Annotated in this window: 22 protein-coding genes and 1 pseudogene; 10 read left to right on the forward strand and 13 right to left on the reverse strand. The window is 70.8% G+C overall.

The features are described 5' to 3' along the window. Positions 1–87: 87 nt before the first annotated feature. Entirely contained in the window at positions 88–1056 is a 969-nt protein-coding gene (locus M4D82_RS15205; RefSeq protein WP_249766567.1) for an ABC transporter ATP-binding protein, read from the forward strand. 86 nt (positions 1057–1142) lie between these two features. Here M4D82_RS15205 and M4D82_RS15210 read toward each other — a convergent pair whose 3' ends face one another. Continuing rightward, a complete protein-coding gene (locus M4D82_RS15210) occupies positions 1143–2252 on the reverse strand; it encodes an alpha/beta hydrolase (RefSeq protein ID WP_249766568.1) in 1110 nt (369 codons plus the stop codon). 153 nt (positions 2253–2405) lie between these two features. On the opposite strand from M4D82_RS15210, the gene M4D82_RS15215 reads away from it, so the two are divergent. From M4D82_RS15215 to M4D82_RS15240, 6 genes are all read left to right on the forward strand, one after another. Then, complete coding sequence (locus M4D82_RS15215) at positions 2406–4259, forward strand: phosphatidylglycerol lysyltransferase domain-containing protein (protein ID WP_249766569.1); 1854 nt, start codon at positions 2406–2408, stop codon at positions 4257–4259. Positions 4260–4363: 104 nt separating this feature from the next. Next, a complete protein-coding gene (gene folP, locus M4D82_RS15220) occupies positions 4364–5236 on the forward strand; it encodes a dihydropteroate synthase (protein ID WP_249766570.1) in 873 nt (290 codons plus the stop codon). Between the two features lie 28 nt (positions 5237–5264). Then, positions 5265–5708 carry a nuclear transport factor 2 family protein gene (locus M4D82_RS15225; RefSeq protein WP_283844478.1) on the forward strand — a complete coding sequence of 148 codons (444 nt, stop codon included), beginning with the start codon at positions 5265–5267 and terminating at the stop codon, positions 5706–5708. A gap of 131 nt (positions 5709–5839) precedes the next feature. After that, positions 5840–6199 (forward strand): dihydroneopterin aldolase, encoded by a 360-nt coding sequence (gene folB / locus M4D82_RS15230; protein ID WP_069920812.1) that lies wholly within the window; start codon positions 5840–5842, stop codon positions 6197–6199. Then, positions 6196–6804: a 2-amino-4-hydroxy-6-hydroxymethyldihydropteridine diphosphokinase gene (gene folK / locus M4D82_RS15235; RefSeq protein WP_249766571.1), complete on the forward strand. Its 609-nt coding sequence runs from the start codon at positions 6196–6198 to the stop codon at positions 6802–6804. Before folB ends, folK begins: the two co-directional genes overlap by 4 nt. A gap of 61 nt (positions 6805–6865) precedes the next feature. Beyond that, positions 6866–7351, forward strand: coding sequence for a DUF3180 domain-containing protein (locus M4D82_RS15240; protein WP_249766572.1), 486 nt, complete (start codon positions 6866–6868; stop codon positions 7349–7351). 67 nt (positions 7352–7418) lie between these two features. On the opposite strand, the gene folE is transcribed toward M4D82_RS15240, so the two are convergent. The 6 genes from folE to dacB all read right to left on the reverse strand — a co-directional run bounded on the left by folE (position 7419) and on the right by dacB (position 14882). Beyond that, positions 7419–8024 carry a GTP cyclohydrolase I FolE gene (folE, locus tag M4D82_RS15245; RefSeq protein WP_249766573.1) on the reverse strand — a complete coding sequence of 202 codons (606 nt, stop codon included), beginning with the start codon at positions 8022–8024 and terminating at the stop codon, positions 7419–7421. A 95-nt stretch (positions 8025–8119) separates the two neighbouring features. Beyond that, positions 8120–10150 (reverse strand): ATP-dependent zinc metalloprotease FtsH, encoded by a 2031-nt coding sequence (ftsH, locus tag M4D82_RS15250; RefSeq protein WP_249766574.1) that lies wholly within the window; start codon positions 10148–10150, stop codon positions 8120–8122. Between the two features lie 220 nt (positions 10151–10370). Next, a complete protein-coding gene (gene hpt, locus M4D82_RS15255) occupies positions 10371–10931 on the reverse strand; it encodes a hypoxanthine phosphoribosyltransferase (RefSeq protein WP_007264874.1) in 561 nt (186 codons plus the stop codon). Positions 10932–10997: 66 nt separating this feature from the next. Further along, positions 10998–12038 carry a tRNA lysidine(34) synthetase TilS gene (tilS, locus tag M4D82_RS15260; protein WP_249766575.1) on the reverse strand — a complete coding sequence of 347 codons (1041 nt, stop codon included), beginning with the start codon at positions 12036–12038 and terminating at the stop codon, positions 10998–11000. A 237-nt stretch (positions 12039–12275) separates the two neighbouring features. Next, positions 12276–13421, reverse strand: a complete 1146-nt coding sequence (locus M4D82_RS15265) for an Rv3626c family coenzyme F420 biosynthesis-associated protein (RefSeq protein WP_249766576.1) — start codon at positions 13419–13421, stop codon at positions 12276–12278. Between the two features lie 39 nt (positions 13422–13460). Further along, positions 13461–14882, reverse strand: a complete 1422-nt coding sequence (gene dacB, locus M4D82_RS15270; protein ID WP_349637067.1) for a D-alanyl-D-alanine carboxypeptidase/D-alanyl-D-alanine endopeptidase — start codon at positions 14880–14882, stop codon at positions 13461–13463. A 185-nt stretch (positions 14883–15067) separates the two neighbouring features. Here dacB and M4D82_RS15275 point away from each other — a divergent pair, with 185 nt between their 5' ends. Both M4D82_RS15275 and M4D82_RS15280 read left to right on the forward strand, forming a co-directional pair. After that, positions 15068–15562, forward strand: a complete 495-nt coding sequence (locus tag M4D82_RS15275) for an inorganic diphosphatase (protein WP_030031597.1) — start codon at positions 15068–15070, stop codon at positions 15560–15562. Between the two features lie 215 nt (positions 15563–15777). Beyond that, entirely contained in the window at positions 15778–17424 is a 1647-nt protein-coding gene (locus M4D82_RS15280; protein ID WP_249766578.1) for a threonine/serine exporter family protein, read from the forward strand. Positions 17425–17568: 144 nt separating this feature from the next. Here the strand turns inward: M4D82_RS15280 and M4D82_RS15285 are convergent. The 5 genes and pseudogenes from M4D82_RS15285 to M4D82_RS15305 form a co-directional block, all read right to left on the reverse strand. Beyond that, positions 17569–18234, reverse strand: a pseudogene (locus M4D82_RS15285) (DedA family protein); the annotation flags it as partial. Positions 18235–18379: 145 nt separating this feature from the next. Next, on the reverse strand, positions 18380–19138 hold the full coding sequence (locus M4D82_RS15290) for a MerR family transcriptional regulator (RefSeq protein ID WP_249766580.1): 759 nt from the start codon (positions 19136–19138) through the stop codon (positions 18380–18382). A gap of 99 nt (positions 19139–19237) precedes the next feature. After that, a complete protein-coding gene (locus M4D82_RS15295; RefSeq protein ID WP_249766581.1) occupies positions 19238–19750 on the reverse strand; it encodes a DinB family protein in 513 nt (170 codons plus the stop codon). A 108-nt stretch (positions 19751–19858) separates the two neighbouring features. Next, positions 19859–21316, reverse strand: coding sequence for an aldehyde dehydrogenase family protein (locus tag M4D82_RS15300; protein WP_249766582.1), 1458 nt, complete (start codon positions 21314–21316; stop codon positions 19859–19861). Positions 21317–21408: 92 nt separating this feature from the next. Beyond that, on the reverse strand, positions 21409–22287 hold the full coding sequence (locus tag M4D82_RS15305; protein ID WP_502988935.1) for a Sco1979 family transcriptional regulator: 879 nt from the start codon (positions 22285–22287) through the stop codon (positions 21409–21411). A 347-nt stretch (positions 22288–22634) separates the two neighbouring features. Here M4D82_RS15305 and M4D82_RS15310 point away from each other — a divergent pair, with 347 nt between their 5' ends. Next, positions 22635–23153 carry an ATP-binding protein gene (locus M4D82_RS15310; protein WP_249766583.1) on the forward strand — a complete coding sequence of 173 codons (519 nt, stop codon included), beginning with the start codon at positions 22635–22637 and terminating at the stop codon, positions 23151–23153. 162 nt (positions 23154–23315) lie between these two features. Here M4D82_RS15310 and M4D82_RS15315 read toward each other — a convergent pair whose 3' ends face one another. Next, entirely contained in the window at positions 23316–23561 is a 246-nt protein-coding gene (locus M4D82_RS15315) for a DUF397 domain-containing protein (RefSeq protein ID WP_249766584.1), read from the reverse strand. Positions 23562–23603 lie beyond the last annotated feature (42 nt).

The raw sequence follows: 23603 nt of genomic DNA on the forward strand, positions 1-23603 counted from the left end.
CATTGGCCTGAACGGTTCGCACAGGTGCAACACACCTCTCACAAACCCTTCGCCTGTTCGGGCCCGCGGCTGGGGGAGGATGGCGGGGTGATCCGATTCGAGCATGTGACCAAGCGCTACCCCGACGGGACCACGGCCGTCGAGGACCTGTCCTTCGAGGTGGCGGAAGGCGAGTTGGTCACGCTGGTCGGCCCGTCCGGCTGCGGCAAGACGACCACCATGAAGATGGTCAACCGCCTGATCGAGCCCACGTCCGGGCGCATCCTCCTGGCCGGCGAGGACATCGCCGCCGCCGACCCCGTCGAGCTGCGCCGGCGCATCGGCTACGTCATCCAGCAGGTCGGGCTTTTCCCGCACAAGACGGTGCTGGAGAACGCGGCTACGGTCCCCCGGCTGCTCGGCACCCCGAAGGCCAAGGCCCGCGAACGGGCGGCGGAGCTGCTCGAACTCGTCGGCCTCGACCCGGCCGTGCACGGCGGCCGCTACCCCCACCAGCTGTCGGGCGGTCAGCGCCAGCGCGTCGGCGTGGCCCGCGCGCTCGCCGCCGACCCGCCGGTCCTGCTGATGGACGAACCGTTCGGCGCGGTCGACCCGGTGGTCCGCGAGCGCCTCCAGAACGAGTTCCTCACCCTCCAGCGCACCGTCCGCAAAACGATCCTGCTGGTCACGCACGACCTGGAGGAAGCCGTCCGACTCGGCGACCGCATCGCCGTCTACGGAGCGGGCACCATCGAGCAGTTCGCCCGCCCGGCCACCGTCCTCGCCGCCCCCGCCACCCCGTACGTGGCCTCCTTCGTCGGCGCCGACCGGGGCCTCAAGCGCCTCGCGGTCACCGCCGTCGGCCCGGCCGACCTGACGGCGTCGCCGCAGGGCGCGACCACCCCCGCCGCGTCGGTGGTCCTCGGGGCAACGCTCCGCGAGGCCTTGGCCGCGCTGCTCCAGGAGGACTCGGGGCGCATCGGGGTCACCGACCCGGACTCGGGCGAGCTGGTCGGCGTCCTCACCCCGGAGGACGTCCACCGGGCCCTGCGCCGGGCGGAACTCCAGGACGCGTAGGCCGTAACGCGAGAGCCGCGACGCGAGAAGGGCCCGGCCGGAGCCGGACCCTTCCCTTCGCGTGCGCACGGCACCCATCGGCGGCCTCAGGCCTGGATGCGTCCGCTCATCCACACCAGCATCGGCGGGATCTCGCGGCGCCACGTGTTGAAGTTGTGGCCACCGCTGTCGAGGATGATCGAGGAGACTCGGTCCGGGCCCTTGACCAGCTTGATGAACTTCTTGGTGTCGCCGAGGTTCGGCTCGCCCTTCTCGCTGCTCGTGACGAGGAAGGACGTACCGGCCGGCTTCTTGTCCGCCATGCTCGCCAGGAGGTCGGCGCGCTTCTTCAGCTTGTCGTCACCGTGGAACAGGTCACCGGTCGTCGCGTCGTTCGCCGCGTCGTAGTAGGCGGACAGACCGGCGGCGGCGCCGAAGGTCTGCGGGTGGTGCGCGGCGATCTTCAGGGCGCAGTAGCCGCCCGTGGAGTTGCCGATGAAGCCCATGTTCTGCGGCTTGTCGCCCACCCGGAACGTCGACTGGATGGCCTGCGGCAGGTCCTGCGCGAAGAACGTCTCCGTCTGCGGGCCACCGGGTATGTCCACGCACTCGGTGTCACGCGGCGGCGCGATGGTCGGGCGCAGCATGACCAGGATCATCGGCTTCATCTTGCCCTGCTTGGACAGGCTGAAGGCCTTCATGGGGTAGTCGAGCCCTTTGATCAGGTTCTCGGCGGTGCCCGGGTAGCCGGTCAGGACGATGGACGCGGGAAAGTTCTGGTCCTTGTGCTGCGGCTGGAAGTACTCCGGCGGCAGCCACACGTAGCCCGGACTCGTTATCTTCGACTTCTGCCCGGATATGGCGACCTTCAGGATCTGGCCGCCGACCTGCGGCTTGGCACCACCGGGCACGTCAAGCTTCTGCTTGTCGATGACCTTGATGTCCTTGCTGCTCATCGAGTGGTCGACGACCTTGCCGATGGACGTCTCCTTGCCGACCAGGTCGGCCCAGGAGCCGTAGAAGAGGAACGACTTGTTGGCCGCGAGACCGACCGCCGCGAACACGGCCAGCTGGGTCGCGAGCAGGAGCCCGATCCGACCGGTGACGGCACGCCAGGAGCGGCCCGAGAGCTTCGGCCAGAACCACACCGTCGCCCCGAACAGCAGCACACCGGCGATGATGGCCAGGACCAGGACCGTATTACTGGTGAGACCCATGAGCAGTCAGTCGACTTTCTGATGGCAGGACCGGATTTTTCCGACGGAAGAGTGAACCGCCTCCTCCTCGATGTCGTCCTAGTGGACGCACCACACTCCCGGAGGCCCTTGCGGCCTTCGGCCACATGATCTCTCGCGGAGCAACGGGAAGCGATGTCTAGCAGGATAGATGGCGATAAGTCCGGACAGGTTCCGAAGCGGGTCGCACGAATCGTCCGAGGCCCACGACCGGAGTCCGTCCCCGGCCTGGTAGGTACGGCCGTCATGATCGTCGGCCTTCTGGACATCGCGGCGGGCGTCTTCCCGCGATTCCGCCACAGCAGGATCCACGCGGTCACCGAGGTGCTGCCCGGCTCGCTGGGCCCCTTCGCCGCCGCCATGTCCATCAGCGCCGGCGTGCTGCTCCTCCTGCTCGCCCACGGCCTCAAGCGCCGCAAGCGCCGGGCCTGGCGGGCGGCCGTACTCCTGCTGCCCGCGGGCGCGGCGGCGCAGTTCGCGTACCGGCACTCGATCATCGGTGTGGTCATCGCGGCGGTCCTCCTCGGGCTCCTCGTACTCCACCAGAGTGAATTCAAGGCCCTCCCGGACCCGCGCAGCCGCTGGAAGGCGCTCGCGAACTTCGTCCTGATGAGCGCCGGCTCCATCGGCCTCGGCCTGATCATCGTGAACGTGCACCCGGGCAAGGTCGTCGGCCGGCCGAGCCTGTACGAGCAGATCACCCACGTCGTCTACGGCCTCTTCGGCTTCGAGGGCCCCGTCGACTACGCGGGCCGCGTGTCCTGGACGGTCGGCTACTCCCTCGGTGCCCTCGGCATGCTGACCGCCGTCACCACCATCTACCTGGCCTTCCGCCCCGAGCACCCGGCCGCGCGGCTCACCGAGGACGACGAGGCGAAGCTGCGCGAGCTGCTCGCCAAGCACGGCGGCCGCGACTCGCTGGGCCACTTCGCGCTCCGCCGCGACAAGGCCGTCGTCTTCTCCCCCTCCGGCAAGGCGGCCGTCACCTACCGCGTCGTCTCCGGTGTGATGCTCGCCTCCGGCGACCCCGTCGGCGACGTCGAAGCCTGGCCCGGCGCCATCGAACGGTTCATGGAGGAGGCCAAGGCCCACTCCTGGACCCCGGCCGTCATGGGCTGCAGCGAGACGGGCGGTGAGGTCTGGACCCGCGAGACCGGCCTCGACGCCCTGGAACTCGGCGACGAGGCGATCGTCGACGTCAAAGACTTCTCGCTGTCCGGCCGCCCGATGCGCAACGTCCGCCAGATGGTCAAGCGCATCGAGCGCAACGGCTACACCACCAAGGTCCGCCGGGTCAGCGAGCTGACCGAGGAGGAGCTGGCCGCCGTACGCGGCGCCTCCGACGCCTGGCGCGGCACCGACACCGAACGCGGCTTCTCCATGGCGCTGGGCCGCGTCGGCGACCCGAACGACGGCGACTGCATCATCGCCACCGCCCACCGCGTCGAGGAGGGCGACACCAGCCCCTTCGGCGACCTCAAGGCCATCCAGCACTTCGTCCCCTGGGGCAAGGACGGCATGTCGCTGGAGCTGATGCGCCGCGACCGCGCCGCCGACCCCGGCATGAACGAGCTGCTCATCGTCGCCTCCCTGGAGGCCTCCCCGGGCCTGGGCATCGAGAAGGTCTCCCTGAACTTCGCGATGTTCCGCTCCGCGCTGGCCCGCGGCGAGAAGATCGGCGCCGGCCCGGTCCTGCGCATGTGGCGCGGCCTGCTGGTGTTCCTGTCGCGCTGGTTCCAGATCGAGTCGCTGTACAAGTTCAACGCGAAGTTCCGCCCCCGCTGGGAGCCCCGCTTCGTGGTGTTCCGCCAGACCCGCGACCTGCCCCGCATCGGCTTCGCCGCGATGCAGGCCGAGGGCTTCGTCACCCTGGCCCTGCCCCGGCTCTTCGCCGGCCGCCGCCGCCCCAAGCCGGTCCGCACCTGCGCGCACACCCCCGAGCCGGCGAAGGTCCCGGTCCAGGCCGAGCGCGAGTGCCAGGTGGCCTGACCGGCAGCACCCGCCGCACGTCCCGTAGGACCCTACGAAGCTCCGCAAGGCCCGCCCGCACCCGCGGGCGGGCCTTCCGCGTCCCCGGCTCTACCCTGGGACCCATGAACAACAACCGCGTGGCCGCCCCCCGGGGCCGGGTGACGGGTCTGCCCGACTGGGACCGCTGCGCGGTCATGGGCGTCGTGAACGTCACCCCCGACTCCTTCTCCGACGGCGGCCGCTGGTTCGACACCACCGCCGCCGTCAAGCGCGGCCTCGACCTCGTCGCCCAGGGCGCCGACCTCGTCGACGTCGGCGGCGAGTCCACCCGCCCCGGCGCCACCCGGGTCGACGAGGAGGAGGAGCTGCGCCGCGTGGTCCCCGTCGTGCGCGGCCTGGCCTCCGAGGGCGTCACCGTCTCGGTCGACACCATGCGCGCCTCGGTCGCCGCCCAGGCCGTCGCCGCGGGCGCCACCCTGGTCAACGACGTCAGCGGCGGCCTCGCCGACCCCGGCATGATCCCGGCCGTCGCCGCCGCCGAGGTGCCGTTCGTCGTCATGCACTGGCGCGGCTTCAGCCAGGACATGAACCGCCTCGCCGTCTACGAGGACGTCCTCGGCGAGGTCACCGCCGAACTGCGCGAGCGCATCGACGCCGTCGTCGGCGGCGGCATCGCCCCCGAACGGATCGTCGTCGACCCCGGCCTCGGCTTCGCCAAGATGGCCGAGCACGACCTCGCCCTGGTCGCCCACCTCCCCGAGCTGCGCGCCCTCGGCTTCCCGATGCTGGTCGCCGCCTCGCGGAAGCGTTTCCTCGGACGGGTCCTCGCCGGCGCCTCCGACGCCGCCCCGCCGCCCGCCCGCGAACGGGACGCCGCCACCGCCGCCGTCTCCGCCCTCGCCGCCCACCACGGCGCCTGGGCCGTACGGGTGCACGAGGTACGCGCGAGCGCCGACGCGGTTCGGGTGGCCCGCGCCGTGGAAGGGGCACTGTGACCCACCGATCGGACAGGGAAGGGGCACGGTGAGCCGTACCGACATAGAGGCCGTCGAAGAGGTCAACGCGGCCTTCTACGAGGCCATGGAGCAGGGGGACTTCGACGCACTGTCGGCGCTCTGGCTCGACGACGAGATCTCCTGCGTGCACCCCGGCTGGCCGGTGCTCTCCGGGCGCGGCGAGGTCCTGCGCTCGTACGCGCTGATCATGTCGCACACCGAGTACATCCAGTTCTTCCTCACCGACACCAAGGTGGCCCTCATCGGCGACACCGCCCTGGTCACGTGCACCGAGAACATCCTCAGCGGAGGCCCCGCCGAGGACGGCGGCGAGCTGGGTCCGTTGGTCGGCCAGCTGGTGGTCGCCACGAATGTGTTCCGACGCACACCGGTGGGGTGGCGGCTCTGGTCCCACCACGGTTCTCCGGTCCTCACGGACTCCGAAGACGAGGACGAAGAGGCCGCCGAGTGACCCCAAGCGCGGGGGCGACGCTCCGTCGCGGGTAAATTCGAAGGCGGACGACGCCGACCGCACTCGGCGTAGGCCCATGGCCCCGGGGAGTCCCGGGACCGGAAGCACCTACGAAAGCAGGAGTGATTCGCGTGGATCGTGTCGCGCTGCGCGGCCTCAAGGCTCGCGGGCACCACGGCGTCTTCCCCCGGGAACGCGAGGAAGGCCAGACCTTCATCGTCGACCTCGTGCTGCACCTGGACACCCGCCCGGCGGCGGCCGGGGACGACCTGGCCAAGACCGTGCACTACGGGGTCGTCGCCGAGGAGGTCGTGGACGTGGTCCAGGGCGAGCCCGTCGACCTGATCGAGACGCTCGCCGAGCGGATCGCCCAGCAGTGCCTCAAGCACGAGGCCGTCGCCCAGGTGGAGGTGGTCGTCCACAAGCCGGACGCGCCCATCACCGTCCCCTTCGACGACGTGACCGTCACGATCACCCGGAGCCGCGCATGAACAACGGACTGAGCGCCCAGAGCGACCCCACCGTCCAGCCCGTACCGGCCTCCGTGGTGGAGGCCGTCGACGCGGCGGACGTCACCCTGTCGAACCCCAAGTGGGCCGTCATCGCGCTCGGCGCGAACCTCGGCAACCGGCTGGACACCCTCCAGGGCGCCATCGACGCCCTCGGCGACACCCCCGGCCTGCGGGTCAAGGCGGTCTCGCCCGTCTACGAGACCGAGCCGTGGGGCGTCGAGCCCGGCTCGCAGCCCGCGTACTTCAACGCGGTGGCCCTGGTGAAGACCACCCTGCCGCCCACCAGCCTGCTGGAGCGCGGCCAGGCCATCGAAGAGGCCTTCGACCGCGTCCGCGAGGAGCGCTGGGGCCCGCGCACCATCGACGTCGACATCGTGTCCTACGCCGACCAGATCTCCGACGACCCGATCCTCACCCTCCCGCACCCCCGGGCCCACCTGCGGGCCTTCGTGCTGGCCCCCTGGCACGACATCGACCCCGAGGCCCAGCTCCCCGGCCGCGGCCCCGTGGCCGCCCTCCTGGCCGACCTCGGCCGCGCCGGCATCACGCCGCGCCCGGACCTGGAACTCCGCCTGCCGGAATAGCTCGTTAGCCTGGTCACTGCGCGAGTCGCCGAGAGAGCGCGCAGAGAGCGGGGATGCGGCAGTGAAGCAACTGAGGCCGGCGGTTCTGGCGGGCATCTTCGCCGTCGCCGGGGTGCTGTCCTGGGCGGGCGCCCGGATGTGGAACGCGTACGGGACCCTGCCGGGCGTGCCGCTGGCCGCTCCGATCGTGCTGGCGGTGATCGCGGCCGTCCTGTTCGCCACCGCCCTGTCGCTGCGCGCCCGCCTCAAGGCGCAGCGCGAGCGGCGGCCCGGGGCGAAGGGCGTGGAGCCGCTGATGGCGGCCCGCGCGGTGGTCTTCGGCCAGGCCAGCGCCCTGGTCGCGGCCCTGGTGGCGGGCATGTACGGCGGCGTCGGGGTCTTCCTGCTGACCGACGCCCTCGACGTCCCGGCCCGCCGCGACCAGGCCTGGTACGCGGGCGGATCCGTCCTCGCGGGCGCCGCCGTGGTCGCCGCCGCGCTCTTCCTGGAGCGCGTCCTGAAACTCCCCGAGGACGAGGACCCGACGAAGGCGACCGCCTCCGCCTGACGCGCCCGACACGACGGCGGGAGGCCATGGCCCCGGGCCACGGCCTCCCGCCGGTCTGTGGTGCGCCTCAGCGGGCCATGATCAGGCTCATGGCCTCGTTGCGCGTCGCGGGGTCGCGGAGCTGGCCGCGGACCGCCGAGGTGATGGTCTTGGCGCCGGGCTTGCGCACGCCGCGCATGGTCATGCACATGTGCTCGCACTCGATGACGACGATGGCCCCGCGCGGGTCGAGGATCTCCATCAGGGAGTCCGCGATCTGGGTGGTCAGCCGCTCCTGCACCTGCGGGCGGCGGGCGTAGACGTCCACGAGGCGGGCCAGCTTGGACAGGCCCGTGATCTTGCCGTCCGTCGACGGGATGTAGCCCACGTGGGCGACGCCGTGGAACGGGACGAGGTGGTGTTCACAGGAGCTCATGACCTCGATGTCCTTCACGAGGACCATCTCGTCGTGACCGAGGTCGAACGTCGTGGTGAGCACCTCTTCGGGCTTCTGCCACAGGCCGGCGAATATCTCCCGGTACGCCCGTGCCACGCGGGCCGGGGTCTCCAGGAGCCCTTCGCGTTCCGGGTCCTCGCCGACCGCGATCAGCAGCTCCCGTACGGCGGCCTCGGCGCGCTTCTCGTCGAACTCGCCGATCATGCCCCCGCCACTGAGGCTCACTGGGTCGGTCATCTCATCCTCGTTCCTGTCCGCACACACGGCCGTACGAAAAGAGCCGCGCCCCCCAGGCTAGAACCTGAAGGGCGCGGCATCCATTCCGGGGCTGATCAGGTCCCCGGGCGCTCCTCCGGGGAGGGCTCCGGGGCCTTCTCCACCGACACGGCGGGCGTGACCGCCGAGGTGCCGTTGGCGGCGTTCGTCAGCTGGAGCTCCTTGGGAGAGAGCACCGGCGGACGGGTGGAGGGGGTGCGGCGGGAGGAGCCGGTCCACGCGGGACGGGCCGGACGCTTGACGATCGTGGAGAAGATCTCCGCGACCTCCTCCTTGTTCAGCGTCTCCTTCTCCAGCAGCGCGAGGACCAGGTTGTCCAGGACGTCCCGGTTCTCGACGAGGATTTCCCAAGCCTCGTTGTGCGCGGTCTCGATGAGCTTCTTGACCTCTTCGTCGACCAGCGCCGCGACCTCTTCCGAGTAGTCCCGCGGGTGCGACATCTCGCGGCCCAGGAACGGTTCGGTGTTGTCGCCGCCGAACTTGATCGCACCGAGGCGCTCGGTCATGCCGTACTGCGTGACCATGGCCCGCGCCGTGGCGGTGGCCTTCTCGATGTCGTTCGCGGCGCCCGTGGTCGGGTCGTGGAAGACCAGCTCCTCCGCCGCGCGCCCGCCCAGCATGTACGCCAGCTGGTCGAGCATCTCGTTGCGGGTGGTGGAGTACTTGTCCTCGTCGGGCAGGACCATCGTGTAGCCCAGGGCCCGACCGCGGGACAGGATCGTGATCTTGTGGACCGGGTCGGAGTTCGGGGAGGCCGCCGCGACCAGGGCGTGTCCGCCCTCGTGGTACGCGGTGATCTTCTTTTCCTTGTCCGACATGATCCGGGTCCGCTTCTGCGGGCCCGCCACGACGCGGTCGATCGCCTCGTCGAGCATCGAGTTGTCGATCAGCTTCTTGTCCGAGCGGGCCGTGAGGAGCGCGGCCTCGTTCAGGACGTTGGAGAGATCGGCGCCGGTGAAGCCGGGCGTGCGTCGGGCGACGGCGCCGAGGTCGACGTCCGGGGCGACCGGCTTGCCCTTCTGGTGGACCTTGAGGATCTCCAGACGGCCCTGCATGTCGGGACGGTCGACCGCGATCTGGCGGTCGAAGCGGCCCGGACGCAGCAGCGCCGGGTCGAGGATGTCGGGGCGGTTCGTGGCGGCGATGAGGATGACGCCGCCCTTCACGTCGAAGCCGTCCATCTCGACGAGCAGCTGGTTGAGGGTCTGCTCGCGCTCGTCGTGGCCGCCGCCGAGGCCCGCGCCGCGGTGCCGACCGACGGCGTCGATCTCGTCGACGAAGACGATCGCCGGGGCGTTGGCCTTGGCCTGCTCGAACAGGTCGCGGACACGCGAGGCACCGACACCGACGAACATCTCGACGAAGTCGGAACCGGAGATCGAGTAGAAGGGAACGCCGGCCTCGCCCGCGACGGCGCGCGCCAGCAGGGTCTTGCCGGTGCCGGGCGGGCCGTAGAGGAGCACACCCTTGGGGATCTTGGCTCCGACGGCCTGGAACTTCGCCGGCTCCTGGAGGAATTCCTTGATCTCGTGGAGTTCCTCGACGGCCTCGTCCGAGCCCGCGACGTCGGCGAACGTCGTCTTCGGGGTGTCCTTGGTGATGAGCTTGGCCTTGGACTTGCCGAAGTTCATGACCCGGGAGCCGCCGCCCTGCATCTGATTCATCAGGAACAGGAAGACGACGACGATCAGGACGAAGGGCAGGAGCGAGAGCAGCACGCTCAGGAAGGGGCTGGTCTTGTCCGGCGTGACGGAGTATCCGTCCGGGATCTGACCGGCTTCGTACTTGGTCTGGAGGTTCTGGGCGAGCTGAACGCCCTGATCCCCGATGTAGTTGGCCTGGAACTTGGTGCCGTCGTTGTTGCCGAGCTTCTGGTCCTTCTTGAGCTCGATCTTGATCATCTGGCTGTCACCGGTGGTCAGCTTGGCGCTGTCCACCTGGCCACTGTTGATCGCCTTGATGACCTCGCTGGTCTCCACCGACTTGTAGCCGCCGCCGGAGCCGACGACGTTCATCAACACGACCACGGCGAGGACGGCCAGCACGATCCACATGACCGGCCCACGGAAGTATCGCTTCACGTCCATCCATACGGGGCGCCAGGCACCCCGTCCCTCCTGCCCGTAGGTAAATGCTGCTGTGAGTAAAGACTGTTCTTCGGAATGTACCCCTGTATTGTCACCCGCGGCCCCATGGGACGGCTGACAGACCCGCCTTCGCATGCTCCAACGGCGGGAAACGCCCCCAGGTTCCCCCGGGGGCGAGATCCTTGAGGTTCGAGGACCGGTGCGACGACCGCGAGGGTCGTCAGCCTCCGTAGACGTGGGGCGCGAGCGTGCCGACGAACGGCAGGTTGCGGTACTTCTCCGCGTAGTCGAGGCCGTAGCCGACGACGAACTCGTTCGGGATGTCGAAGCCGACCCACTCGACGTCGATCGCGACCTTCGCGGCCTCGGGCTTGCGCAGCAGCGTGACGACCTTGAGGGAGGCCGGCTGGCGGGAGCCGAGGTTCGACAGCAGCCAGGACAGGGTCAGGCCCGAGTCGATGATGTCCTCGACGATCAGGACGTGCTTGTCCTTGATGTCGGTGTCCAGGTCCTTGAGGATCCGCACGACGCCCGAGGACTGGGTCCCGGCGCCGTAGGAGGACACCGCCATCCAGTCCATGGTGAGCGGGGTGGACAAGGCGCGCGCCAGGTCCGCCATCACCATCACGGCGCCCTTGAGCACACCGACGATGAGCAGGTCCTTGCCCGCGTACTCCGCGTCGATCTTCGCGGCCAGCTCGGCCAGCTTCGCGTCGATCTCTTCCTTGGTGATGAGCACCGACTGGAGGTCGTTGCCCATGTCCTTCTCGTCCACCCGCATCACTTTCGTTGTCGGCCGGGGCTCCGGGGGGTGACCCCGGAGGACTCAGCCGTGCTTCAGCACCAATCAGCCCTGCCGGATGACAAGTCTGCCACCCTGCCGCTGGGCCTCGACGCGGCCGGGCAGGTTGATGGCGCCCTGACCGCGCCATCCGGTGATGAGGCGGTCGACTTCCTCGATGTGGCGCGCGAAGAGCGAGCCCGCGGGCGAACCCGCCGCGACGACGGCACGGCGCAGGACGCGCCGGCGGACGGCCGGGGGCAGCGCGTACAGCTTGGCGCACTCCAGGCGCCCGTCCGCGTCGCGTACGCCGCGCTCCGCGTCGGCGGCCCAGGCGTCGAGCGCGTCGGCGTCGTCCCGGGAGAGCTGGGCGGTGCGGGCGAGGGCCTCCACGACGCCCTTGCCGAGGGCCTTCTCCAGGGCGGGCAGGCCTTCGTGGCGCAGCCGGGAGCGGGTGTAGGCGGGGTCGATGTTGTGCGGGTCGTCCCAGACGGGCAGGGACTGGACCATGCAGGCCTTGCGGGCGGTCTGCCGGTCGATGTGCAGGAAGGGGCGGCGGTAGCGGCGGGTGCGACCGGGGCCGCCCGAGACCTCCGCCATGCCCGACAGGGAGCGGATGCCGGAGCCGCGGGCGAGGCCCAGCAGGACGGTTTCCGCCTGGTCGTCGCGGGTGTGGCCGAGCAGGACGGCGGCGGCGCCGAGTCGGTCGGCGGCCTCGTCCATGGCGGCGTAACGGGCGTCGCGGGCGGCGGCCTCGGGTCCGCCGTCGCGGCCGACGCGCACGGCGACGGACTCCACCGGGTCGAGGCGGAGCGCGGTCATGCGGGTGACGACCTCGGCGGCGCGCAGGTCGGAGCCGGGCTGGAGGCCGTGGTCGACGGTGATGCCGCCCGCGCGGATGCCGAGCTTGGGGGCCTCGAAGGCGAGGGCGGAGGCGAGTGCCATCGAGTCGGCGCCGCCGGAGCAGGCGACGAGGACGAGTGGCGCGGCGCCCTCCGGGGTGCGCCGACCGGGGATGCCCGAGTGGCCGGTGAGGTCGGTGAGGACGTCGTGGAGTACGCGGCGGACCGCCAGGCGTATCGCCGCGACCGCAGGATGGGGACCCATGTCCGGTGCCCTTCGTGGAGTTCGGATGCTCGGAGAGGCTTGAGGGGGTGCTCGGTGTCGCCGGCGTCAGTGGACGGCGCCCGATGTCGCTGTCCACTGTCCGCTGTTGTCACTCAGAGTGCGTCGATGGTGACAGAACCGAGCGGTTCCCTGAGCATCGCACGCCCTTCGACGCCTCACGGTCCCTCGGACGGGTGACGCTGCTTCCCCCAGTGCGACATGTTTACGCCCCGTGCTTCACCTTTCTTCGCTCCCCGCGCTCCCCCTGCCGTGCACCCGCGCCACCCAGTCCGCGGGCCGGGCGATCTCGGCCTTGGTCGGCAGGGTGTTCGGGGAGGTCCACACCCGGTTGAAGCCGTCCATGCCGACCTGGTCGACCACGGCCCGAACGAAGCGCTCGCCGTCGCGGTACTGGCGCAGCTTCGCGTCGAGGCCCAGCAGCTTGCGCAGGGCGGCGTCGAGGCGGCCCGCGCCGGTCGCGCGGCGTTGCTGGAACTTCTCGCGGATCTCGGCGACGGAGGGGACGACTCCGGGGCCGACGCCGTCCATGACGAAGTCCGCGTGGCCCTCCAGCAGGGACATGACGGCGGTGAGCCTGGCCAGCACCTCGCGCTGTTCGGGAGTCTGGACGAGCTCCACGAGCGAGCGGCCCTCGTCGCCGCTCTCGGCGTCGGGGCGGGCCCCGGCGAAGGACTGCACGGCCTCGCGCAGGCGTTCCAGGATCGCGCCGGGTTCCATCTCGGTGGCGCCGAGGAACGTCTGGATCTCGGCCTCCAGGTGGTCGCGCAGCCACGGGACGGCCGTGAACTGGGTACGGTGCGTCTCCTCGTGCAGGCACACCCAGAGGCGGAAGTCGTGCGGGTTGACCTCCAGCTCCCGCTCGACGTGCACGATGTTGGGGGCGACGAGCAGCAGCCGGCCGCCGCCCGCGGCGGAGCCCGGCAGGTCGAGCGTCGCGGGCGCGAAGGTCTCGTACTGGCCGAGGACGCGCGAGGCCAGGAAGCTGAGCAGCATGCCCAGCTCGACGCCGGTGACCTTGCCGCCGACCGCGCCGAGAACGGCCCCGCCGGGGGCGCCGAAGCGACGCTCCTGCATCTTGCCGAGCAGCGGGCCGAGGAGTTCGCGGAAGCCCGCGACGTTGGCCCTGACCCAGCCGGCCCGGTCGATCACGAGGACGGGGGTGTCGGGCAGGGTGATGCCGTCCGGCATCATCCGGGTGAACGCGCGCACGTGCTCTTCGGAGGTCTTCGCGTGCCGCCGCAGCTCCGCCACCACGGCCCGCGCCTCGTCCCGGCTGACCTCCGGACCCGGCCGTACGAGCCGGGTCGCGGTCGCCACCGCGAGATTCCAGTCGACCATCTCGGCACCACCGATGCTCGTCATGCGTCAACCGTACGTGGACCCGCGCCCCGGCGGATCCCCCTACGAGGTGGTGGCGACGGCGGCGGCCAGCCGGTCGAGGCCTTTCTCGGCGGTCGGGCCGTCCGGGGCGCCGGCGGTGAGGAAGGCGAAGGCGAGCAGCCGCCCGGCGGGATCCACCACGGTCCCGGACAGGGAGTTCACCCCGCTGAGGGTGCCGGTCTTGGCCCGCAGCAGGCCGGCGGCCGGTGAGGCGCCGGCGTTGCGGGCCCGCAGGGTGCCGGTGAACCCGGCGACGGGCAGGCCGGTCAGGACGGGCCGCAGCTCCGGGTGGCGCGGGTCGGCGGCCTTGGTCAGGAGTCCGGTCAGCAGGCGGGGGGTGACCTTGTCGGCGCGGTTGAGGCCGCTGCCGTCGGCGAAGCGGGAGCCGGTGACATCGACGCCGAGGGAGGCCAGCTTGTCGGCGACGGCCTTCTCGGCGCCCTCGAAGCTCGCGGGCGCTCCGGCGGTGACGGCGACCTGGCGGGCGAGGGCCTCGGCGATGTCGTTGTCGCTGTGGGTGAGCATCCGTTCGACGAGCCCGGCCACGGGGGTGGACTGGGTGGCGGCCAGCGGCTGGGCGCCGGCGGGGGCCTTGGCGCGGGCGGGTTCGCCGGTGACCTTGATGCCGCGGTCGCGCAGCAGGGCGGCGAAGGCGCGGGCGGTGTCCTTGGAGGGGTCCTCGGAGCGGGCGACGGGTCCGGAGACGGAGTCGTCGGGCCGGCCCTCGTCGGCGGTCAGCGCGGTGACGGGGGCGATGTTGTCGTTGCGGCCGATGGGGTGGCGGACGGGGCCGGTGTAGAGGGAGTCGTCGTAGCCGAGGGTGACGGTGTCGGTGCCGCCGGCCTTGAGGGCCTGGGCGGTGTCGGCGGCGAGCGCGACGAGGCTGCCGCCGGAGCCGGCGGGGCTCTTCTTCTTCGCGGTCAGGGACGGGTCCCCGCCGCCGACCAGGACGATCTCGCCGGGGCCGGCTCCGGGGGCGACGGTGGTGCGGATCCGGTGTTCGGGCCCGAGGGCGGCCAGCGCGGCGCTCGCGGTGGCGATCTTGACGGTGGAGGCCGGGGTCATGGCCTCGCCCGCGCCGGACTCGTAGAGCACCTGGCCGGTCGCGGTGTCGACCACCGAGGCGGCGCGTACGGGCCCCAGCGCGGGATCCGCGAGCAGCGGCCCGAGCGCGGCGGCGAGGCCGTCGGCGGGGGATCGTCCGCCCTGCGCGGCGCGCGCGGCCAGGCCCGGGAGGACTCCTGGGGCGCTGGGGGCGGCCTGCGGGAGCCCGCCGGCGGCGTGATCTGCGCCACCCGTCCGGCCCCAGGAGGCGGCCCTGTCCCGCTCGGCCTTACGCTGGCCGGAGTCCCAGGGTCCCGCTGTGACCACCGCCGCAGCCGAGAGGGCGAGGCCGGCCACGGCCGACCCCGCGATGAGCTGCCACGTCTTGACCAATGGCACCTCGGACCAGCCCCTTTCGCGATCACACATATGCGTGAGGGACACTTAACCACTGCGTCTTGCCGCGAGCATGGCACCCCACCCGGCAGGGCGGGGCCGGACGCGCACGCATGTGAATCAATCGCAGTCCCGGAGCAGTCAAGCTCCGACCGAGAGGGTCGGAGCTGATCATGGAGGAGCAGGACGTGGAGTTCGACGTCACCATCGAGATCCCCAAGGGTTCGCGGAACAAGTACGAGGTGGACCACGAGACCGGCCGGATCCGTCTGGACCGTCGCCTCTTCACCTCGACCAGCTACCCGGCCGACTACGGCTTCGTCGAGAACACCCTGGGCGAGGACGGCGACCCGCTGGACGCGCTGGTGATCCTGGACGAGCCGACCTTCCCCGGCTGCCTGATCAAGTGCCGCGCGATCGGCATGTTCCGCATGACGGACGAGGCGGGCGGCGACGACAAGCTGCTGTGCGTGCCGGCCTCGGACCCGCGCGTGGAGCACCTGCGCGACATCCACCACGTGTCGGAGTTCGACCGCCTGGAGATCCAGCACTTCTTCGAGGTCTACAAGGACCTGGAGCCGGGCAAGTCCGTCGAGGGCGCCAACTGGGTCGGCCGCGCCGAGGCCGAGGCCGAGATCGAGGCCTCGTACAAGCGCCTGGAGGCGCAGGGCGGCCACCACTGAGCTCGGCTCGGTGAACCGGTCGGCGGTGGCTGAGCCGTCCGGCTGACGTCACGGTGGGCGGCATCCCCTCGGGGGTGCCGCCCACCGGCGTGTCCGGATCCGGATTCGGGGGTCCGCGCGGGGTACGCGGGAGGCGGGGGGAGGCGCGGGGGATGCGCGGGGGAGGAAACGATTCCGCATACTGATACCGCAGATGATCACGGACTGGAGGGCGCGTGAGCGAGGCCGACGGGGCAGAGGACGGGAAGCCCCAGTCCGACGAGGCGCACAGCGCCTTCACGGCCCCGCCCGGGATGGAGCCGGAGGCCCTGGAGGAGGAGCAGCCGACCTCCGAGTTCGCCGTGCCCGAGGGCATTCCGACGCCCGCGCCCGACGAGCCCGAGGGCTCCGCCTTCGCCGCCCCGGCCACCTACAGCGCGCAGCACTCCCCGCCCGCCTACGTGCCGCCCCCGGGCGGCTTCCCGGTCGCCCGGATGACGGAGTCTCCCTGGCAGGACCGCATGCGCACGATGCTGCGCATGCCCGTGGACGTCCGGCCGCTCGCGGAGCCCGTGCAGAAGCAGAGCGAGGCCGGCCCGGCCGTGGGCCGCGTCCTCGACCTCACGCTGCGCATCGGCGAGCTGCTGCTCGCGGGCGGCGAGGGCGCCGAGGACGTGGAGGCCGCGATGTTCGCGGTGGCCCGCTCGTACGGGCTGGACCGGTGCGAGCCGACCGTCACGTTCACCCTGCTCTCGATCACCCACCAGCCCTCGCTGGTGGACGACCCGATCTCGGCGAACCGCACCGTGCGCCGCCGGGGCACCGACTACACCCGCCTGGCCGCCGTCTTCCGGCTGGTGGACGACATCAGCGCGCACGAGGTGGACATCACCCTGGAGGAGGCCTACCGCCGCCTCGCCGAGATCCGCCGCAACCGCCACCCGTACCCGACCTGGGTCCTCACGGCCGCCGCCGGGCTGCTGGCGGGCGCCGCGTCCATCCTGGTCGGCGGCGGGGTCACGGTGTTCTTCTGCGCCGCCCTCGGCGCCGTCCTCGGCGACCGGCTGGCCTGGTACTGCGCGGGGCGCGGACTGCCGGAGTTCTACCAGTTCGTCGTCGCCGCGATGCCGCCGGCCGCGATCGGCGTGGCCCTGAAGCTCGCCGAGATCGACGTGCGCGCCTCCGCCGTCATCACCGGCGGTCTGTTCGCCCTGCTGCCCGGACGGGCCCTGGTGGCGGCCGTGCAGGACGGCCTGACCGGCTTCTACATCACCGCGTCGGCCCGCCTGCTGGAGGTGATGTACCTGTTCATCGGGATCATCATCGGCGTGCTCGTGGTGATCTACGTCGGCCTCCAGTTCGGCGCCCAGCCGAACCCGGACGAGGTGCTCCAGATCCCGAGCCGGCCGATCGTGCAGATCCTCGCCTCGATGGTCCTGGTGTTCACCTTCGCCATCCTGCTCCAGCAGGAACGCTCCACGGTGTGGATCGTGACGCTGAACGGCGGGGTCGCCTGGGTGACCTTCGGCGCCCTGCGGGCCGCCGAGCTGCCGCCGGTGCCCTCCACGGCCATCGCCGCCGGGCTGGTCGGCCTCTTCGGGCAGCTCTTCTCCCGCTACCGCTTCGCGTCCGCCCTGCCCTACGTGACGGCGGCCATCGGCCCGCTGCTGCCGGGCTCGGCGACGTACTACGGACTGCTGTCGATCGCCGAGAACCGGCTCGACGCGGGCCTCGCCTCGCTCACCAACGCCGCCGCGATCGCCCTGGCCATCGCGATCGGGGTCAACCTGGGCTCCGAGACCTCCCGCCTGTTCATGCGGATCCCCGGCGGGCGCAGCGCCGCCCGGCGCCGCGCGGCGGCCAAGCGCACCCGCGGCTTCTGAGCCGCCCCCGCCCTCGTACCCCGCGGATACGTCTGCGCCCCGGAGACGCGGTCTCCGGGGCGCAGGCGGTCTGACGGTGCCGCGCGGTCGGCGCGGGTCGCGCGAGGGTCAGCGCTTGGCGTGGCGGCCGCGCTGGCCGCTCTGCGGGCCCTCCGGGGCGCCGTACGGGTCGACGGGGACCTCGGCGGCCTCCTTGCCCTTGTTCTTGCGGGCCTTGACGACCTCGACGATCACCGGGATGACGGAGATCAGCACGATGCCGATGAAGATCGTCTCGACGTTGTTCTTGATGATCTCGAACTGGCCGAGCTGGTAGCCGAGGTACGTGACGCCCGCGCCCCAGGCGATACCGCCGATGATGTTGAACGTCAGGAACGTGCGGTACTTCATCTCGCCGGCGCCCGCGACCATCGGCGCGAAGGTGCGGATGATCGGCACGAAGCGGGCGAGCACGATCGCCTTGGGGCCGTGCTTCTCCATGAAGTCGTGCGCGGCGTCCAGGTTCTCCCGCTTGAAGACCTTGCTGTTCGGCCGGTTGAAGAGCTTGGGGCCGAAGTACTTGCCGATGAGGTAACCCACCTGGTCACCGATGATCGCGGCGGCCACGATCAGCGTGCACACGAGCCACAGCGGCTGGCTGATGTCGCCGCTGGCGACGAACAGGCCCGCCGTGAAGAGCAGGGAGTCGCCGGGCAGGAAGGCGAAGAGACCCGATTCCGCGAAGACGATGACCAGGATGCCGATCAGGCCGAAATGCCCGATCAGGTACTCCGGGGACAGCCACTCAGGGCCGAGCGCAAGCGTGTACACGAGTTCGGGACTCTCCTGGATCGGGGGGGTGTCGGCGGTGGGGGGCGACACGGCAGGTGTTCTCAATTATCAACGCACACGACCCCCACCCGGTTCCAGGGCCCGGAGGGGGTCGTGTGAGCAAACTCGCGTCGCAGGGCCCTTGCTACGCCTTGCGCACCGCGTTGGCCGTGATCGCGTCCCGCAGGTGCTCGGCGAGACCGGGGCGGGTGCCGTCGTAGAACGCCTTGAACCGCTCGTCCGCGACGTACATGTCGCCGAGGCAGACGTGCATGTCGTACGAGCACGGGTAGAACCAGACGTCGATGTGCAGCCGGTGTTCCTCGGCCAGGTCCATCGCGGCCTCGCCGTCGGCCGGCTCCCCGGCCTCCATCAGCGCGACGTACCGGGCCGTCCAGTCGGCGACCTGGTCCTGCATCCGCTTCCAGTCGTCCTTCGTGTAGCCGGCGGTCCGGCGCCGCGACTCCGCGTAGCTGTCGGTGTGGCCCCAGCGCCGCTCGGCCTCCTCCGCGTACCGCTCGGGGTCCTGCTCCCCGAAGACCTCGAACCGCTCCTCGGGCGTGAGGTTGATGCCCATCTTCTTCGCCTCCATGGCGTGCTCAACGGCCGTGGCCATCTGCTGGAGCCGGGCGATCCGATCGGTCAGCAGGGCATGCTGCCGGCGCAGATGCTCCCGCGGATCCGTCGTCGGGTCGTCCAGCAGGACCGCGACCTCGTCGAGGGGGAAGCCGAGCTCCCGGTAGAACAGGATCCGCTGCAACCGGTCCAGGTCGGCGTCGTCGTAACGCCGGTGGCCCGCGCCGCTGCGGCCGCTCGGGCAGAGCAGGCCGATCTCGTCGTAGTGGTGGAGCGTACGCACCGTCACCCCGGCGAATCCGGCGACCTGTCCCACGGAGTAGCCCATGGTCTTCCTTCCCTCCTCTGCTCGGGTACGCCCTTCACTGTGGTCCCTCACGCCACGTGAGGTGCAAGTCCCTTGCCGGCGAAGGCGGCGCGGGCCGCGCTACCCCATGGCCTTCGTGCCGTCGATGGACTCGCGCAGGATGTCCGCGTGCCCGGCGTGCCGGGCGAACTCCCGCACCAGGTGCAGCAGCATCCAGCGCACCGACACCTCGGCGTCCTCGGGGAACCAGGGCGCGCGCGGCAGCGGGAAGGTGTCGTCGAGGCTGGGCACGGCGGCGACCCAGTCCTCCGTCTCGGACCGGACGTCGTCCCAGAGCGCGAGCGCGGCCTCCAGGGTCTCGCCCTCGCCCAGGTGGAAGCCCTCCAGCCACTGCTCGGGGGCGCGCCGGCGCTCGTTCTCCCGCTGCTGGGCCAACCGGAGCCAGTTCAGCTCGACCTCGGTGGCGTGCTTGACGAGGCCCGACAGGGACAGCTCGCTCGCGGTGGGGCGGCTCGCGGCCTGCTTCTCGGTGAGGCCCTGGGCCGTCTTGCGGATCGCCGCGCGCTGGTCCTCGATGAAGAGGAGGAGCGTCCCGCGCTCGTCGCCGGGGATCTCTTCGGTGGGGTGAGCCATGACCGACCGCCTTCTTCCGTTGGGGTGTTGCGTCCGCTTCCTGCCGACACCACACACGCTACGGATGATTGAGGTCAGTTTCTGTCCGCGACCGCTGTCGCGACCGGATCAGAACGGGAAGCTCGTCCGTCCGTGCTGCACCGAGATCCACTTCTGCGTGGTGAAGGCCTCCACGGTGGCCTCCCCGCCCAGCCGGCCGAGGCCCGAGGCCTTCTCGCCGCCGAAGGCGGTCAGCGGCTCGTCGCCGATGGTGGAGTCGTTCACGTGGATCATGCCGGTCTCGATGCGCCGCGCGAAGCGCACCCCGCGCTCCACGTCCCGCGTGTGCACGGCGCCGCTGAGGCCGTACGGGGTGGCGTTGGTCAGGCGTACGGCCTCGTCCTCGCCGTCGAAGACGACCAGCAGGGCGACGGGGCCGAAGATCTCCTGGCCCAGCAGCGGGGAGTCCTCGGGGAGCCCGGACAGGACGGTGGGTTCGACGAGGTTGCCGCGCGTAGAACCCCGTACGAGGGCGGTCGCGCCGGAGGCGAGCGCCTGGTCCACGAGGGCGGTGAGGGCGTCGGCCTGGAAGGAGTTGATCAGCGGGCCGATGTGGGTGTCGGCCTCGCGGGGGTCGCCGGTCTTCAGGGCGGCCACGCGGGCGGTGAACTTGGCCGTGAACTCCTCGGCCACGGAGGCGTCGACGAGGATCCGGTTGGCGGCCATGCAGACCTGGCCCTGGAAGACGAAGCGGCTGAAGACGGCCGCGTCCACCGCGTAGTCGACGTCGGCGTCGTCGAGGACGACCAGGGCGCTGTTGCCGCTCAGTTCCAGGACGGTGCGCTTGAAGTGGCGGGCGGCGACGGAGCCGACGTGCCGGCCGGTGCGGTCGGAACCGGCGAAGGAGATGACCTTCGGGACGGGGTGGGTGAGGATCGCGTCGCCTATCTCGGCGATGTCGGTGATCAGCACGTTGAGCAGGCCGGCGGGCAGGCCCGCGTCCTCGAAGAGCTTGGCGATGACGCCGCCGCCCGCGACCAAGGCGTTCTGGTTCGGCTTGATCACGACCGCGTTGCCCAGCGCCAGCGCCGGGGCGACCGACTTCAGGGTCACCAGGAACGGGAAGTTGAAGGGGCTGATCACGGCCACGACGCCGACCGGGAGGCGCTGGACCCGGTTCTCCTTGCCCTCGACCGGCGAGGGGAGGATGCGGCCGTCGGGGCGGACGGCCAGCGCGATCGCCTCGCGCAGGAACTCCATCGCGAGGTGGACCTCGTACTCGGCCTTGGGACGGGTCCCGCCGAGCTCGTCGATCATCACCTCGACGATCTCCTTGCGGCGCTCCTCCGTCAGGCGCAGGGCCCGCTCCAGGACCAGGCGTCTCGCGTACGGGCCGGCCGCCGCCCAGTCGCGTTGGGCGCGTTCGGCCGCGCGGTAGGCCGCATCGACCTGCTCGACCGTGGCCACGGTGACGGCCGCGAGCTTCTCCCCGTTGTACGGGTTGACGTCGATGATGTCCCACGAACCGGTGCCGGCCAGCCATTCGCCGTCGATGTACTGGTGAGCCAGGTCGGTGAATATGGACATGCCATCCCTTACTGCGAGCGCGCACCCCTGCGCTGCACCGGAGACCGATCGGTCGTCGTCATGCACTGATCAGACGTCATACTACGTGCGAATCAAGACAGTTGGAGCAGTCCGCGCAGGAGATCGCGCGTCTTGTCAGGGTCCGGGCAATCGGCCTGAAGTCGCCGCATCGCCCGTGCGTACTGCGCCACTTCCTCTTCTTTGTCCAGGTAGAGCGCGCTGGTGAGCTGTTCCAGATAGACGATGTCCTGAAGGTCGGACTCGGGGAAGCGCAGCAGGGTGAAGGCTCCGCTCTCGCCCGCGTGGCCGCCGAAGGAGAAGGGCATCACCTGGAGCTGCACGTTGGGCCGCTGACTGATCTCGATCAGGTGTTCCAACTGCCCGCGCATCACGTCGCGGTCGCCGTACGGGCGGCGCAGCGCGGCCTCGTCGAGGACGGCGTGGAAGACCGGCGCGTTCTCGGAGACGAGGACCTTCTGCCGCTCCAGGCGCAGCGCGACGCGCCGGTCGACCTCGGCGGAGCTCGCCCCGGGCATGCCGCGTTCGACGACGGCGTGGGCGTAGGCCTCGGTCTGGAGCAGGCCGTGGACGAACTGCACCTCGTAGATGCGGATGAGCGAGGCGGCGCCCTCCAGGCCGATGTACGTCTGGAACCAGCCGGGCAGCACGTCTCCGTAGCTGTGCCACCAGCCCGCCGCGTTGGCCTCGCGGACCAGTCCCAGCAGGGACTCCCGCTCCGCGCCGTCCGTGACCCCGTAGAGCGTCAGGAGGTCCTCGACGTCTCTGGCCTTGAAGCTCACCCTTCCCAACTCCAAGCGGCTGATCTTCGATTCGGACGCGCGGATCGAGTAGCCGGCCGCCTCACGGGTGATGCCGCGGGATTCTCGGAGTCGCCTGAGCTGTGAGCCCAGGAGGATGCGGCGCACCACCGAACCGCTGGCTTCTGCGGTCACCAGTCCTGCCCTCCCCATCGCGTTGTGTGCGCGTGGTGTGCGCTTGCGCTTGCGTGGTCGGGGTCCCCGTAGCCCCGGTCCCGCAGTCTGCCACCAAAACGCATCGGCCCGTACTCGTTCTGTAACGGAATCCAGGCTGCCGGAAAAAGAAGTCCGCACGTATGCGTAGGAAGAAATGAGCAAGAACCGTCACGGGAGGGGACGGGTCGGGCGCGTGCACGTGCATCTGCCCTTGCATCCGGCTTCGCCATTCGGAACGATGGTGCCGCGCACCTGCGTGCACTTCGCGCCGGCGCCGGACCCACCCCGCAGTTCTCTTTGGACGAAGCCGCCCGCGTCGTCCGCGAATCCCGGGAGTGCCTCGCATGGGGACGAATGGATCGACCATGCTCGAGCCGTTACGGCAGGGGCTGCCCCCGGTCGATCCCACGGCTGTCTCCGGGTCCGCGTCGTGCGCCCTGCCCGCCCGCTTCGAGGCGGTGCGCGGGGCGCGCTCGTTCACCAGGTCGACGCTGAGCCAATGGGGCCTGGACGACCGCTTCGACGACGTCTCGCTGGTCGTCTCCGAACTCGTCACCAACGCGCTGCGCCACGCCCTGCCCGCCCGCGGACGGGGCGCCGGCGGCCTGGGCGCCGAGGCGGAGGCGGCCGTACGGCTGCACCTGATGCGGTGGAGCACCCGGCTGGTGTGCGCGGTACGGGACCCCAGCGAGGACCGGCCGGGCGGGGCCTTCCAACCGGAGCGGACGGACGAGAACTGCGACCTGGAGTCGGGGCGCGGGCTGTTCCTCGTGGACGCCTACAGCGACAACTGGGGCTGGCACCCGCTCGCGGGGCGGCTGACCGGCAAGGTCGTGTGGGCGCTGTTCATGCTCGCGGAGTAGCGCGGAGCAGTGGCCGGCGCCCGAAACAGGACAGCCGCTCGCCGCGAGGCGGCCACTCGATACAAGACAACTGGCCGGGCTTGATCGTTTCGATCAGTCCCGGCCAGTGCACGTGCATGGCCTGTTTCAGTGCGCCGTTCCGTCCTCTTCCCGGCTGCCCCCTCAGCCGATCAGATGATCGAACTCCCCGTCCTTGACGCCCAGCAGAAGCGCCTCGATCTCGGCCGGCGTGTACACGAGCGCCGGTCCGTCAGGGAAACGCGAATTGCGCATGGCGACGTCGCCGTCGGGCAGTCTGGCGAACTCCACGCAGGATCCCTGCGAGTTGCTGTGTTTGCTCTTCTGCCAGGTCAGCCCATACAAGGAAGCGAGTTCTGCAGCTGCCATCCCGTTGTACGCGTGGTCCACAGGAAGCCCCCGATAGTGCAGATGTCAACTGCACCGGATCAT

The organism is Streptomyces sp. RerS4, from assembly GCF_023515955.1.
In the GTDB taxonomy this organism is placed as follows: Bacteria; Actinomycetota; Actinomycetes; order Streptomycetales; family Streptomycetaceae; genus Streptomyces.

Coding starts and splice junctions, on each gene's coding strand:
- M4D82_RS15210 (WP_249766568.1), bottom strand. CDS start 2,252: ATGGGTCTCACCAGTAATACGGTCCTGGTCCTGGCCATCATCGCCGGT.
- hpt (WP_007264874.1), bottom strand. CDS start 10,931: ATGCGGGTGGACGAGAAGGACATGGGCAACGACCTCCAGTCGGTGCTC.
- M4D82_RS15290 (WP_249766580.1), bottom strand. CDS start 19,138: ATGGGCTACTCCGTGGGACAGGTCGCCGGATTCGCCGGGGTGACGGTG.
- M4D82_RS15305 (WP_502988935.1), bottom strand. CDS start 22,287: ATGGGGAGGGCAGGACTGGTGACCGCAGAAGCCAGCGGTTCGGTGGTG.
- M4D82_RS15300 (WP_249766582.1), bottom strand. CDS start 21,316: ATGTCCATATTCACCGACCTGGCTCACCAGTACATCGACGGCGAATGG.
- M4D82_RS15310 (WP_249766583.1), top strand. CDS start 22,635: ATGGGGACGAATGGATCGACCATGCTCGAGCCGTTACGGCAGGGGCTG.
- M4D82_RS15295 (WP_249766581.1), bottom strand. CDS start 19,750: ATGGCTCACCCCACCGAAGAGATCCCCGGCGACGAGCGCGGGACGCTC.
- tilS (WP_249766575.1), bottom strand. CDS start 12,038: ATGGGTCCCCATCCTGCGGTCGCGGCGATACGCCTGGCGGTCCGCCGC.
- folE (WP_249766573.1), bottom strand. CDS start 8,024: ATGACCGACCCAGTGAGCCTCAGTGGCGGGGGCATGATCGGCGAGTTC.
- M4D82_RS15215 (WP_249766569.1), top strand. CDS start 2,406: ATGTCTAGCAGGATAGATGGCGATAAGTCCGGACAGGTTCCGAAGCGG.
- folK (WP_249766571.1), top strand. CDS start 6,196: ATGAACAACGGACTGAGCGCCCAGAGCGACCCCACCGTCCAGCCCGTA.
- folP (WP_249766570.1), top strand. CDS start 4,364: ATGAACAACAACCGCGTGGCCGCCCCCCGGGGCCGGGTGACGGGTCTG.
- ftsH (WP_249766574.1), bottom strand. CDS start 10,150: ATGGACGTGAAGCGATACTTCCGTGGGCCGGTCATGTGGATCGTGCTG.
- M4D82_RS15265 (WP_249766576.1), bottom strand. CDS start 13,421: ATGACGAGCATCGGTGGTGCCGAGATGGTCGACTGGAATCTCGCGGTG.